The 12,840-nt window shown below is 66.4% G+C and carries 15 protein-coding genes; 10 read left to right on the top strand and 5 right to left on the bottom strand.

Features of this window, described 5'->3' with window-relative positions:
* Positions 1-26: 26 nt before the first annotated feature.
* A complete protein-coding gene (locus tag V6M63_RS03620) occupies positions 27-347 on the top strand; it encodes a DUF3579 domain-containing protein (RefSeq protein WP_332739555.1) in 321 nt (106 codons plus the stop codon).
* 441 nt (positions 348-788) lie between these two features.
* Here the strand turns inward: V6M63_RS03620 and rpsT are convergent, their stop codons facing one another.
* Positions 789-1,088, bottom strand: a complete 300-nt coding sequence (gene rpsT, locus V6M63_RS03615; RefSeq protein WP_069047062.1) for a 30S ribosomal protein S20 — start codon at positions 1,086-1,088, stop codon at positions 789-791.
* A 117-nt stretch (positions 1,089-1,205) separates the two neighbouring features.
* On the opposite strand from rpsT, the gene murJ reads away from it, so the two are divergent.
* The 3 genes from murJ (at position 1,206) to V6M63_RS03600 (ending at position 4,459) form a co-directional block, all read left to right on the top strand.
* Positions 1,206-2,765 carry a murein biosynthesis integral membrane protein MurJ gene (gene murJ / locus V6M63_RS03610; protein ID WP_332739550.1) on the top strand — a complete coding sequence of 520 codons (1,560 nt, stop codon included), beginning with the start codon at positions 1,206-1,208 and terminating at the stop codon, positions 2,763-2,765.
* 32 nt (positions 2,766-2,797) lie between these two features.
* Positions 2,798-3,655 carry a SirB1 family protein gene (locus tag V6M63_RS03605; protein ID WP_332739548.1) on the top strand — a complete coding sequence of 286 codons (858 nt, stop codon included), beginning with the start codon at positions 2,798-2,800 and terminating at the stop codon, positions 3,653-3,655.
* Between the two features lie 171 nt (positions 3,656-3,826).
* Positions 3,827-4,459: an NAD-dependent dehydratase gene (locus tag V6M63_RS03600; protein WP_332739546.1), complete on the top strand. Its 633-nt coding sequence runs from the start codon at positions 3,827-3,829 to the stop codon at positions 4,457-4,459.
* A gap of 4 nt (positions 4,460-4,463) precedes the next feature.
* Here V6M63_RS03600 and purM read toward each other — a convergent pair whose 3' ends face one another.
* Positions 4,464-5,501 carry a phosphoribosylformylglycinamidine cyclo-ligase gene (gene purM, locus V6M63_RS03595; protein WP_332739544.1) on the bottom strand — a complete coding sequence of 346 codons (1,038 nt, stop codon included), beginning with the start codon at positions 5,499-5,501 and terminating at the stop codon, positions 4,464-4,466.
* Positions 5,502-5,650: 149 nt separating this feature from the next.
* Between purM and V6M63_RS03590 the strand changes: the two genes are divergently transcribed.
* The 5 genes from V6M63_RS03590 to folK are packed head-to-tail and all read left to right on the top strand — an operon-like array spanning position 5,651 to position 10,257.
* Positions 5,651-6,748, top strand: a complete 1,098-nt coding sequence (locus tag V6M63_RS03590; protein WP_332739542.1) for an AI-2E family transporter — start codon at positions 5,651-5,653, stop codon at positions 6,746-6,748.
* Between the two features lie 17 nt (positions 6,749-6,765).
* Positions 6,766-7,452 (top strand): DnaA regulatory inactivator Hda, encoded by a 687-nt coding sequence (hda, locus tag V6M63_RS03585; RefSeq protein WP_332740125.1) that lies wholly within the window; start codon positions 6,766-6,768, stop codon positions 7,450-7,452.
* On the top strand, positions 7,449-8,117 hold the full coding sequence (locus V6M63_RS03580) for an HAD family hydrolase (protein ID WP_332739540.1): 669 nt from the start codon (positions 7,449-7,451) through the stop codon (positions 8,115-8,117). Before hda ends, V6M63_RS03580 begins: the two co-directional genes overlap by 4 nt.
* Positions 8,114-9,778: a polynucleotide adenylyltransferase PcnB gene (pcnB, locus tag V6M63_RS03575; protein WP_332739538.1), complete on the top strand. Its 1,665-nt coding sequence runs from the start codon at positions 8,114-8,116 to the stop codon at positions 9,776-9,778. Before V6M63_RS03580 ends, pcnB begins: the two co-directional genes overlap by 4 nt.
* A gap of 11 nt (positions 9,779-9,789) precedes the next feature.
* Positions 9,790-10,257 (top strand): 2-amino-4-hydroxy-6-hydroxymethyldihydropteridine diphosphokinase, encoded by a 468-nt coding sequence (folK, locus tag V6M63_RS03570; protein WP_332739536.1) that lies wholly within the window; start codon positions 9,790-9,792, stop codon positions 10,255-10,257.
* Here the strand turns inward: folK and pdxH are convergent.
* Entirely contained in the window at positions 10,254-10,889 is a 636-nt protein-coding gene (gene pdxH, locus V6M63_RS03565; protein WP_332739534.1) for a pyridoxamine 5'-phosphate oxidase, read from the bottom strand. The genes folK and pdxH overlap by 4 nt on opposite strands.
* Positions 10,890-10,928: 39 nt before the next feature.
* On the bottom strand, positions 10,929-11,582 hold the full coding sequence (locus V6M63_RS03560) for a gamma-glutamylcyclotransferase (protein ID WP_332739533.1): 654 nt from the start codon (positions 11,580-11,582) through the stop codon (positions 10,929-10,931).
* 102 nt (positions 11,583-11,684) lie between these two features.
* Here V6M63_RS03560 and V6M63_RS03555 point away from each other — a divergent pair, with 102 nt between their 5' ends.
* Positions 11,685-12,203, top strand: a complete 519-nt coding sequence (locus V6M63_RS03555) for an OmpA family protein (protein WP_332739531.1) — start codon at positions 11,685-11,687, stop codon at positions 12,201-12,203.
* 52 nt (positions 12,204-12,255) lie between these two features.
* On the opposite strand, the gene V6M63_RS03550 is transcribed toward V6M63_RS03555, so the two are convergent.
* Positions 12,256-12,798, bottom strand: a complete 543-nt coding sequence (locus tag V6M63_RS03550; protein ID WP_332739529.1) for a PaaI family thioesterase — start codon at positions 12,796-12,798, stop codon at positions 12,256-12,258.
* Positions 12,799-12,840: the final 42 nt, after the last annotated feature.

Below are 12,840 nucleotides of genomic sequence, written 5' to 3'. Positions count from 1 at the left end.
GGCCCTCCATCCGAAGGCTTCTCCCGATGGTTTCACCGACAGCCAAACAAGTCTTCATCCAGGGCATCACCCAGAACGGCCGTACCTTCCGGCCGAGCGACTGGGCCGAGCGCCTGGCCGGTGTCATGAGCCCGTTTCGCCCCGGCGGCGCCCAGCCGGGCAGCCACCTGAGCTACTCCCCCTGGTGCGTGCCCAACACCATCAACGGCGTCAAGTGCGTGGTGGTCCATGTGGACCTGCGCGAAGCCGAACCCATGGCTTGGGATTTCTGCATGAACTTTGCGCGGGACAACGATTTGCAGGTGGCCGAGGCCTGTTTGTTGCCGGATTTGCCTCGGGCTTCCTGATTTTTCTCCGGCTGGTCCTGTGTTCGTCTTCGGCGGTCCCGGTCATCGGCGGCCATGGGGCACGGCTCCGCGAATGTCCCCCGGGGCCTTTGGCCCCTCCTCCTTTATTTCGCTGCGCCGTGCCCCATGGCCGCCGATGACCTCGTTGGCACTCGTCGGGCCCACTCCAACGCTGCTTCAGGCTCGTGAGCGCATGGCGCTCTGCGCAGCGGCATAAAGGAGGAGAGGCGGCGAAGCCGACTCGGGGGACAGCCGCGGAGCAGAGCGCCATGCGCTCACGAGCCCGCGCGGTGCAGGCGAGAGATGTGGGCCAGAAACAACCCAGACGCAAAAAAGCCGTCTTGCGACGGCTTTTTTGCTTTTGCTGGCAGCGCACCCGTTTCAAACGGCAGACCTTGACAGGTCCGGGCTGGTGGTCTGGCGGGGCCAGACCGGTGGGGTTCAGGCAGCGGCTGCTGCGAGGCCCTTGACTTTGGTCGACAGGCGGCTCTTGTCGCGAGCGGCCTTGTTTTTGTGGAAGATGCCCTTGTCGGCAACGATGTCCACCACTTTTTGCATCTTGGCGAACAGTTCGGTCGCCTTGTCCTTGTCACCGGCCAGAACGGCTTTTTCGACGTTCTTCACAGCGGTGCGGTACTTGGAACGCAGCGAGGTGTTGGCTGCGTTGATCTTGACGTCCTGGCGTACGCGCTTGCGGCCAGACGCCAGACGGGGGTTCTTTTTCTTCGGCTTGGTTGCCATGGTGTGATTCCTTCAATGTTTGGGGATGATGCCAGCAAAGCCCGCGATTTTAGCACGGGCAGGCATGCTGGCAAGGCCGACCTGGGTGGCCCGACGGCGCGTCGCTACACTCGCGCCGTGACCCTGTTCAAATCCGCCTCTCTCGTTTCCGTCCTCACCCTCGCTTCCCGCATCACGGGATTGGTGCGCGAACTGCTCATGGCCGCCACGTTTGGCGCCAGCGCGCTGACCGACGCGTTCAACGTCGCCTTCCGCATCCCCAACCTGCTGCGCCGCCTCTTCGCCGAGGGCGCTTTCAGCCAGGCCTTCGTGCCCGTGCTGGCCGGTGTGCGTGAGAAGGAGGGCGACGACGCCACACGCTTGATGGTCAATCAGATCGCCACCGTGCTGGCCTGGGCGCTCACGTTCACCTGTGTGCTGGGTGTGCTGGGCGCGCCGGTGCTGGTGTGGGCCATGGCCAGCGGTCTGAGCGACGAAGGGTTCAACGCCGCCGTCTTCATGACGCGCTGGATGTTTCCCTACATCGCCTTCATGTCGTTCGTGGCACTCTCGGCCGGCATCCTGAACACCTGGAAGCGTTTTGCCGTGCCGGCGGCCACGCCGGTGCTGCTCAACGTGGCCATGATCGCCGCCGCTTATTGGGGCGCACCCTGGTTCGCCACGCTGGGCATCGAGCCGATCTTCGCCATGGCCGGCGGTGTGTTGCTGGGTGGCGCGCTGCAGCTCGGTGTGCAGTTGCCCGCGCTGCGCAAGCTGGGCATGCTGCCGCGCGTGAGCCTGCGCTGGTCGGGCCTGAAGGCGGCCTGGGCCCACCCGGGCACGCGCCGCGTGACCACGCTCATGCTGCCGGCCCTGCTCGGCGTGAGCGTGGCGCAGATATCGTTGCTGATCAACACGCAGATCGCGTCGCACCTGACCATCGGCAGTGTGAGCTGGCTCACCTATGCCGACCGCCTGATGGAGTTCCCCACGGCCATGCTGGGTGTGGCGCTGGGCGTGGTGCTGTTGCCGCAACTCGCCGCAGCCAAGGCAGCCGACGACGCCGCGCGCTACAGCGGCCTGCTGGACTGGGGTCTTCGCCTGGTGGTGCTGCTGGCCGTGCCCTGCGCGGTGGCGCTGCTCACCTTTGCACAGCCGCTGGTGGCGGTGCTCTACCACTATGGCGCCTTCACCGCGGCCGACGTGCAGCGCACCGCCAGCGCGCTCATGGGCTACGGCGCCGGGCTCGTCGGCCTGATCGCCATCAAGGTGCTGGCGCCGGGTTTCTACGCCCGCCAGGACATCCGCACGCCGGTGAAGATCGCCATCGTGGTGCTGATCCTCACACAGGTGCTCAACTACCTGCTGGTGCCCCATCTGGCGCACGCCGGGCTGGCGCTGGCCATCGGCATCGGCGCCATGGTCAACGCCTTGTTCCTGCTGATCGGCCTGATGCGCCGGGGCGCCTACCGTCCTTCCCCGGGATGGGCTCGATTTGGCTCACAGGTGGTGGCCTCCAGTGCCTTGCTGGCCGTGTTCCTGATGTGGGTGGCCACCCGGGTGAACTGGCTGGATTTCGAGGGCCGGGCACTGGAGCGCGTGGGCTTGCTGACGCTGTGCGTGCTGGGTGGTGTTTTGGTCTATTTTCTTACCCTGTTGCTGGCGGGGTTGAACTTGCGCCAGTTCGTTCGAAAATGACGTAACCTGCGGCTTCAGAAAGCAAGCCTGTCATGAGCTCCGCGTACGCATTCCCTTCGCCCACCCCCCTGGGCTATTTCGCCGCCCTGGTGGGAGAAGAGGACGCGTTTCCGCTGTTCGAGGCGGCCGTGTCCATCGCGCAGGACGAGTACCCGGATCTGGATGTCCAGCAGGTGCTGGGCGACGTGGACCAGATGCTCTCGCGCGTGCGCCGGCGCTGCAATGCCGACGCCGGCCCGCTGCAGCGGCTGCGCACACTGAACCAGTTTTTCTTTCGCGACATGGGGTTCGGCGGCAACGTCAACAACTACTACGACCCCGACAACAGCTACCTCAACGCCGTGCTGCGCACGCGTCGCGGCATTCCGATCACATTGGCCGTGTTGTGGCTGGAGCTGGCCACGGGTCTGGGTCTGAAGGCGCGTGGTGTCAACTTTCCCGGGCACTTCATGGTGAAAGTCAACCTGCCCAACGGTCAGGTGGTGATCGACCCCTTCACCGGTCAGTCGCTGAGCCGCGAAGACCTCTCGGAACGGCTGGAGCCATACAAGCGACGCAACGGCCTGGTGGACGACTTCGATGTGCCGGTGGGACTGTACCTGCAGGCCGCCACGCCGCGCGACATCGTCGCCCGGCTGCTGCGCAACCTGAAGGAAATCCACCGCACGCAAGAAGACTGGCTGCGGCTCATCGCCGTGCAGGATCGTTTGCTCATCCTGTTGCCGGATGCGTGGTCCGAGTACCGCGATCGAGGCCTGGCGTGGGCCGAGATGGGCGACCTGCGACTGGCGGTGAACGATCTGGAGATTTACGTCGAACACTCCGAGGACACCATGGACCGCGAGGCCATCTCGCAGCGCGTGCAGGAGTTGCGCCGCGCGCTCAACTGAGTGCGTCCGCAGGGCCGTGTGATCCCATTTGTGTGACCTCATGTAAGGCCGGTTGACGCACCCCGGGGTGCGCTGTGACCATCGCCTACGCCACCGGGTTGCGGAAATGGACGCAGCACCGCATCGGCCTGCTGGGGCCAGGGCAGCCCCGTCAACCCAACGGACATGACCATGAAACAACTGATGCTGGTGGGCGCAACCGGATTGGTCGGAAGCCACGTGTTGCGCCAGGCGCTGGCCGATCCTTCCGTGGTCCGTGTGGTCGCCCCCACGCGCAAGTCGCTGGTGCCGCACCCCAAGCTGCTCAACCCGCTGGTGGACTTCGAGCGTTTGCCTGAGCAGGCCGGCTGGTGGGCGGTGGAGTCGGTCATCTGCACGCTGGGCACCACCATCGGCGTTGCGGGTTCCAAGGCAGCGTTCTACAAGGTGGACCACGACCACCCGCTGGAGGTGGCCAACCTTGCGCGACGCCATGGCGCACGCGCCTTTGCCTTCAACTCCGCGCTGGGTGCCGATGCTGGCTCACGGGTGTTTTATTCGCGAACCAAGGGCGAGACGGAGCGCGACCTGCAGGCGGTGGGCTTTCCCTCACTGACCCTGGTGCGTCCCGGGTTGATCGGCGGCAGTCGAGAGCAGAGCCGGCCGGCCGAACAGCTGGCCGTGACCTTGTCTCGGTGGGTGCAGCCGCTGCTGCGGCGGCGCTACCGCGTGGTGCCTGCCGAGCGCATCGCACACCACCTGCTGAAGGCCGCGCTGGGGGCCGCGCCCGGGGTGCACGTGTTGCCGTCGGAAGCAATTCTGTAGGGGCTCAGGCGACGACCACGGCGGCGCCGGCCGCGCGCTCGGCGATGCGGCCAATCTCGAACACGGTTTCGCCCAGATCGCGCAGCGTGGCCGCGCAGCTGGTGGCCTGGTCGGCGGCGATCACCACCACCATGCCGATGCCGTTGTTGAACGTGCGGTTCATCTCGATGTCGTCGATGCCGGCGGTCTTCTGCAGCCAGGCGAACAGCTCGGTCTGTGGCCAGCTGCCCTTGACCAGGTGCGCCGCCGTGCCCTCGGGCAGCACGCGAGGAATGTTCTCGAGCAGGCCGCCGCCGGTGATGTGGGCCAGGGCCTTGATGGGGTGCTCCGCGAGAGCAGCCAGCACGTTCTTCACATAGAGCCGGGTCGGCTTCATGATGGCTTGCTTGAACGGCAGGCCGTCCAGCGTGGCGGGCAGATCGGCGCCGGCGCGCTCGATGCACTTGCGCACCAGCGAGAAGCCATTGGAATGCACGCCGTGCGAGGCCAGGCCCAGCACCACGTCGCCGGGTTTGACGCTCTGGCCGGTGAGGATCTTCGATTTTTCGACCGCACCCACGCAGAAGCCGGCCAGGTCGTATTCGCCGGCCGGGTACATGCCCGGCATCTCGGCGGTTTCACCACCGATGAGAGCGCACCCGCTGAGTTCACAGCCTTTCGCAATGCCGCCCACCACGGCAGCGGCGGTGTCCACATCGAGCTTGCCGCAGGCGAAGTAGTCCAGGAAGAACAGCGGCTCGGCGCCTTGCACCAGCACGTCGTTCACGCTCATGCCCACCAGATCGATGCCCACGGTGTCGTGCATGTTCCATTCGAAGGCCAGCTTGAGCTTGGTGCCCACGCCGTCGGTGCCGCTCACCAGCACCGGCTCCTTGTAGCGCTTGGGCACCTCGAACAGCGCACCAAAACCGCCAATGCCGGCCAGCACGCCCTCGCGCATGGTTTTTTTGGCCAGCGGCTTGATGCGTTCGACCAGCGCGTCGCCCGCGTCGATGTCAACGCCGGCGTCTTTGTACGAAAGGGGGGTGGTGGAAGAGGTCATGTGCGGGCTGGCCCGGCGGGAGGCGGGGCGGTCGGTGGAGCGGAACGCTGGGCGGGTGGGGGGCTTTCGGGTACCCTGAGAGTGGCCCGATAGAATTTGCTCCAGATTTTAAGGGGTCGCCCTCGCGGCCTCATCGACCCTCGCGCTCCATGCCACTGACTTCCAACCAGATCCGCGCCTTGCTCTGGGCCCTGATCGCTGTGGTGAGTGCTCTGCTGCTCTCCTTGCTGGCACCGGTGCTCATGCCATTCCTGCTGGCCGCCGTGCTCGCGTACGCGCTGCATCCGCTGGTGGAGCGGCTGCACACGCGGCGCGTGCCGCGCTGGCTCGGCGCAGGTCTTGCCATTGCGCTGCTCATGCTGGTGCTGCTGGCCGTGCTCCTGCTCATCGTGCCGGTCATCACCAAGCAGGTGCCGTTGTTGCGCGAACAGGTGCCGCTGCTGCTGGACCGGCTGAACGATGCCCTGCTGCCACTGGCCACCCGCTTCGGCATCGACCTGCAGGTGGACGTGACCCAGGTGCGCGAATGGTTGCGCTCCCTGATCACCGGCAACGAAAGTGAACTGATCAACGGCCTGCTGTCGTCCTTGCGCATCGGGGGCAGCGCGCTGGCGGCGGTGATCGGCAACCTGTTCCTCATGCCCATCGTGGCCTATTACCTGCTGCTGGACTGGACGAACCTGATCACACGCGCCAAAAACCTGATCCCACCCCGCTGGCGCGAGAGCGTGCAGAGCTTCCTGAACGAAACCGACGAGGTGCTGGGCCAGTACCTGCGCGGTCAGTTGCTGGTGATGGCGGTGCTCGCGGTGCTCTACACCGTGGCGCTGGCGCTCATGGGACTGGACCTCGCGCTGCCGATCGGCGTGTTCACCGGGCTGGCCGTGTTCGTGCCCTATCTGGGGTTTGGGCTGGGCCTGGTGATGGCGCTGTTTGCGGCGCTGCTGCAGTTCCAGACCGTGCTGGGCGTGGCCATGGTGGGCGGCGTGTACCTGGTGGGCCAGGTGGTCGAGAGCCTTTACCTCACGCCGCGCCTGCTCGGCGAGCGCATCGGCCTGCACCCGATCGCCGTCATCTTCGCCTTGTTGGCCTTTGGCCATCTGTTGGGCTTCGTGGGTGTGCTCATCGCCCTGCCCGCCAGCGCCGTGCTGCTGGTGGCCATCCGGCGCGTCAAGCGCGGCTATTTGACCAGTCAGATGTACCTGGACAATGGGTCCCATGTGCGAACCACGGGTGCCGACGAATGAGCACCGGTCCCATCCCCATGAAGCAGATGGCACTGGACATTGGCTTGGCGCCGGTGCCCACCCTGGCCAACTTCGTGCCCGCCGGCAACGAGGCCGCGCTGGAGCACCTCAAGCTCTGGACCCACAACCCGCTGCGCTCGCCCGTGCCCACGTTTGTCTGGGGCGAGAGCGGCAGCGGCAAGACACATCTGCTGCGCGCGGTGCGCGAAGGCCTGCGCGAGCAGGGCAGCCGCGTCGGCTGGATCGACGTTGACACGCTGGACCCGCCCGAGTTCGACGAGCATTGGGACGCGGTGTTGCTGGACGACTGCCATCTCTATACCGCCACGCAGCAGGCCGCGGCCTTCAACTGGTTCGTCAATGCGCAGAACCCGGCTCACGGCCCGGCGCGCTGGGTGCTGGCCGCGGCCAACTGCCCGCCGGCCGATCTTCACCTGCGCGAGGACCTGCGCACCCGTCTGGGCTGGGGCCATGTGTTCCAACTGCACGCGCTCGGAGAAACCGAGCGGCGTGGTGTGTTGCGCCGCGCCGCCGACGACCGCGGTGTCTTCCTCAGCGACGAGGTGATGGACTTCATGCTGCGCCGTTTTTCGCGCGATCTCTCCAGTCTCATGATGCTGCTGGACCAGCTCGACGCCTACGCGCTGCGCACCCAGCGCGCCATCACCATCCCGTTGATCAAATCCATGCTGGAAAGCGAATGAGACTGGCACTGTTTGACCTCGACCACACCCTGATCCCGTTTGACTCCGATTACGCGTGGGGCGAGTTCACCGTGGCCCTGGGCTGGCGTGATGCCGACAGCTTCTCGCAGGCCAACGACGGCTTCTACGCCGACTACAAGGCCGGCACGCTGGACATTCACCGCTATGTGCGCTTCGCCATCGAGGCGGTGCGCGAACGCGGGCTGAAGACGGCGCGTCAGGCGCACGAACGCTTCATGGCCGAGGTGGTGCAGCCCGCGCTGAAGGACGCCGCGCTGGAGCTGGTGCGCTCGCACCAGGCCGCTGGCGACACGGTCGTGATCGTCACCGCCACCAACGAATTCGTGACACGCCCGATCGCACAGGCCTTCGGTGTGGACGAGCTGATCGCCATCGATCTGGCCACCGACGAACGTGGCGAGCCCACGGGTGAGATTCGGGGTACCCCGTCGTTTCGCGAGGGCAAGGTCGCCCGTGTGGAACAATGGCTGGCGGCGCGCGGCCTGGAATGGGCTGGCGTGCAGCACAGCACCTTCTACAGCGACTCCATGAACGACATGCCGCTGCTGGAAAAAGTGCACGAGCCCGTGGCCACCAATCCGGACGCCCGGCTCCAAGCCATTGCCCTGGAACGGGGTTGGCGCATATTGAACCTATTCGAATGATCAAGAAATTCATTGACAGGCTGCTCGGCAAATCGCCGGCCGCCCCCGCGCGCCGCGCCAATCCGTTCGGCAAACGCGAAGACGTGCCGGTGTCCGTGCACGGCATCGACCCCAAGCTGGTGGACCAGCGCGCGCTGGACGTGGTGCACACCCTCAAACAGGCGGGTTTCGAGGCCTACATCGTGGGTGGCGCGGTGCGCGATCTGCTGCTGGGCCTGCGGCCGAAGGATTTCGACGTGGCCACCAGCGCCACGCCCGAACAGGTCAAGGGCCTGTTTCGCCGCGCCTTCATCATCGGTCGGCGTTTTCGCATCGTGCACGTGATCTACGGCCGGGGCCGTGAACACGAAATGATCGAAGTCTCGACCTTCCGCGCCTACCTCGACAGCGCCGACGCCGAGCAGGTGGCCGGCAACGAGCGGACCAGCAAGGGTGAACTCGCCGGCATGAAACACGCGGTGGACGCCAGCGGCCGGGTGTTGCGCGACAACGTGTGGGGCCCCATCGAACACGACGCCGCGCGACGCGACTTCAGCATCAACGCCATGTACTACGACCCCGAGTCGCAGACCGTGGTCGATTTCCACCACGGCATCCGCGACGCGAAGAAAAAGACGCTGCGCATGATCGGTGACGCCACCACGCGCTACCGCGAAGACCCGGTGCGCATCATCCGTGCCGTGCGTTTTGCCGCCAAGCTCAGCGGGCTTGGCTTCACGTTTGATGCCAAAACGCTGGAGCCACTGGCGTCCTCGCGCAAGCTGCTGCTGGACGTGCCGCAAAGCCGCCTGTTCGACGAGATGCTCAAGCTGCTGCAGACCGGCCACGCGTTGGCCAGCGTGGCGCAGCTCAAGGCCGTGGGCCTGGACACCGGCATCTATCCGCTGCTCGATGTGGTGGTGCAGCGGGCCGACGACGAATTCGTGAAACTCGCCCTGCAGGACACCGACCGCCGTGTGGGCGAGGGCAAGCCGGTGGCGCCGAGTTTCCTGCTGGCCTGCGTGCTGTGGGCCGACGTGCGCAAGGGCTGGAGCCAGCGCCTGAACGCGCGCCCGGGCCAGCGCCCGCCGCCGCCGTTTGCCGCCCTGCAGGACGCGGTGGACGAAGCCTTCGATGCGCGCATCGGCGATGTGTCGGGCCGCGGCAAGCTCGGCGCCGACATGCGCGAGATCTGGATGATGCAACCCCGCTTCGACAAGCGCGTGGGCACCTCGCCCTTCAGCCTGGTGGACCAGGCGCGCTTTCGCGCCGGCTTCGATTTCCTGCGCCTGCGCGCGCAGGTGGGCGAGGTGGAAGAGGAACTGGCGCACTGGTGGGAAACCTTCAGCATGGCCAGCGACGACATGCGCGAAGACATGGTGGATGCGCAGCGCCGTGACAACCTGGCCAAACCCGGTGCCGGCAAGGCGCGGCGCGTGAAGCGCAGCGACGACGACCACCCGGCCAATGCCGGCGCGTCGACCGACGCACTCACGCCCGACCCGCGTTTTCGTGCGGTCAATGAGGGCGGTGACGACCGGGATGAGGAAGACACGGGTGAGTCCGATGACGGTGTTGAGTCGACCGCGTCCATCGATGGTTCGGCACCGGCCAAGAAGCGCCGCCGTCGCCGCCGCAAGCCCGGTGGTGCTGCGGGTGGTGCAGAACCGGGCCCCGTCTGAACGCAGCGGCCGTGTCCCGCACTGACGTCACGGCCTTCGTCGCACTGGGTGCCAACCTCGGCGATGCCGCGCAGTCTTTGCGTGATGCGCTGACGGCTTTGGGCGTGGCCCCCGGCATCCGCGTGGTGCGCACCTCCAGCCTGTACCGCACCGCGCCCCTGGAGTCGAGCGGCCCCGACTACGTCAACGCCGTGGCCGAGGTCTCGACCACGCTCACTGCGCCCGCCTTGCTCGATGCCCTGCAAGCCATCGAAGAACAGGCCGGGCGCGAACGTCCCTACCGCAACGCACCGCGCACGCTCGACCTCGATCTGTTGCTGTTTGGCGGCGCGCTTATCGATTCGCCGCGTTTGACCGTGCCGCACCCTCGCATGGGGCAACGCGCCTTTGTGCTGGTGCCGCTGGCCGAGATCGCGCCGTCGCTGGTCAGCACCGTCCAGTTGGACGCGGTGGCCGACCAGGTGATCGAAGCACTCTAGGGCGCAAGCCGCTCGCGCAACCAGCCACCCTCACCTTGTGCTGTGTAGCGCAGCCGATCGTGCAGGCGGCTCTTGCGGCCCTGCCAGAACTCCCACCGCTCGGGCTTGAGGCGGTAGCCGCCCCAATGCGGCGGGCGCGGCGGCTGCAGCAGGAACTGCGCGCCGTACTTCGCGGCGTTGGTCACGAGCACCGTGCGGCTGTCGATCACCTGGCTCTGCGGGCTGGCCCAGGCGCCGATGCGGCTGTCCAGCGGGCGGCTGTGAAAGTACTCATCGCTCTCGGCCTCGCTCACCTTGTCCACCACGCCTTCGATGCGCACCACGCGCTCGAGCTCCACCCAGTGGAACTGCAGCGCGGCGAACGGGTTGCCGGCGAGCTGCTGGCCCTTGCGGCTGCCGTAGTTGGTGTACCAGACGATGCCGCGTTCATCGAAGCCCTTGATCAGCACCACACGCGTACTCGGCCGAAGGTCGGAGCCCACCGTGGCCAGGGTCATGGCGTTGGGCTCGGGCACCTCGCTGCTGATGGCTTCCTGCAGCCACTTCGCAAACTGCTGGAGCGGATCGGCATTGGAGGCCGACTCGCTGAGTTCGGCCTTTTCGTAGCTCTTGCGCAGGTCGGCGATGTTCATGGTTTCAGTATAGGAGCGCGCCCCTCGCCCGGGCTTGCGTCAGGTCAATCCGGTCGATTCGGCATCGTCGGCCAATTGCAGCAGTTTGCCCAGCGCCCGGTCGTGGATGCCGTGATGCAGCAGGCCGTGGAAGGTCTGTCGCGCGTAGTCCAGCGTGGTGCCGTAGCGTCCGCAGGAGCGGCTGAAAATCTCCCGGTAGCGCTCCTCGCTCAGCGTGCCGGTGTGGCTGGGGCTGCGTCGCGAGAGCGTGAAAGCCAGCGCATGCACCGGGCCTTGTTCGGTCTGGCAGGTCAGCCATCTGGGGTCGTACACCGGGTTGGGCATTTCACGCGCCCACAGCAGCGGCATCAGGGCTTCCACCTCGTCGTGCGGCACACGCAGCGCCAGGCCGGTGCAGCTGCCGCCGGGCATGAGTGCAAACACCAGACCGGGGCATTCGACGGTGCCCCGGTTGACGCGGCTCCACATCTCCAGGCAGCGGTGGTGCCCATGCACGCGCGCCAGGCGCTGCTCGGCTGCGGTGAACTCGGGGCGCCACACCAGCGAGGCGTAGGCAAACACCCAGAGGTCTGGGCGAGGCCCTTGGGAGCGCCACTGCGCCATCGTGTCGGCCATCATCTGCGCGCCGTTGCGCTGGGCGGGGTCCCAGGTGGTGGGGCGCACCGTGCGGGGAGGGGTGTGGGAGGGTGCCATTTACAATCCTGCAGCGCCCGAAGGGCCGTGCCGCTGTGACAAGTCGGCGCGCTGCGCCCGGGAGGTCGATGAACGGTCAACCATTTTCACGGAGTGTTTCCCATGTCTTCCCAAGATAACGAAGTTGAGTACCGCGTGGTCGCGGTGTTGCTGGTGGCGGTGATTGTGCTGGTGACCGGCTTCGCCGTGGGCCTGGGTGTCCACAAATCCCGTGGTGGCGCTGCGAAGACGGTGGCCGCGGCTCCTGCGGCCGCTGTACCCGCTGCGGTCGCGGCAGTGGCTTCGAGCGACGACGCCAGCGTGGTGGTGGAAAACGGCGTGGTGAAGTTTTACTTTGCTTCGGGCAAGGCCGATCTGGCATCGGGCGCTCTGGTGGCGCTGGGTGATGCAATCGCTGCTGCCAAGGCCGGCAAGCGGCTGGTGCTCTCGGGTTTTCACGACGCGACCGGCGACCCGGCATTCAACGCCGAACTGGCCAAAAAGCGTGCATTGGCCGTGCGAGACGCGCTCGTGGGCGCGGGCGTGGCCGAGACCAGCATGGAGTTGAAGAAGCCCGAGCAGACCACCGGTACCGGCAACGACGCCGAAGCCCGCCGTGTGGAAGTGATGATTGCCGGTTGAGGCGAACCATCCTCCAGTCAGCCCGGTTCGCCGGGCTTTTTTTCGCCTGGCCTCAGCCCGTCGGGATTTCGAACACGAGGCAGGTGGTGGTTGCGTGGGCGTAGAGTTTGCCGTCAGCGCCGACGATGCGGGCCTCGGCCGTGGCGAGCTGACGACCCGCATGCAGCACCGTGCCGATGGCGCGCAGCGGGCCGCTCTTGAAGGAAGCCGCGCGCACGATGTTCACGCCGAGTTCGGCCGTGGTGTAGGCGCGGCCCATCGGCATGACGGTGTGCACCGCGCAGCCCAGCGCCGAGTCGAGCAGGGTGGCGTACCAGCCGCCGTGCACCGAGCCCAGTGGGTTGTAGTGCTTGAGCTGGGGCTGGCCCTGGAAGACGGCGCGGCCTTCGCCGATTTCCACCAGCGAGAAGTCCAGTGTGTCGGCGATGTGCGGGTAGGGCAGCTTGCCGTCCAGCATGGCCTGCATCTGCTGCAGGCCGGTCAGTCCCGCGAGGTCGGCCGGGTTGGCCAGGCCCACGCCGACGCCGGCCTTCAGGCGTGCCACGACGGTTTCGTACTGCTGCGTCCACTGTGCCAGTGTTTCTTCCGGGGTCATTTCTACTCCATGTGTTTGCGGGTGCAAATATTGTAGATACAA

Origin of the sequence: Hydrogenophaga sp., assembly GCF_036675665.1 — a bacterium.
Lineage (GTDB): Bacteria > Pseudomonadota > Gammaproteobacteria > Burkholderiales > Burkholderiaceae_C > Hydrogenophaga.
The sequence above is the reverse complement of the archived record's forward strand: the minus strand, read 5'-3'. Positions and strand labels throughout refer to the sequence as shown.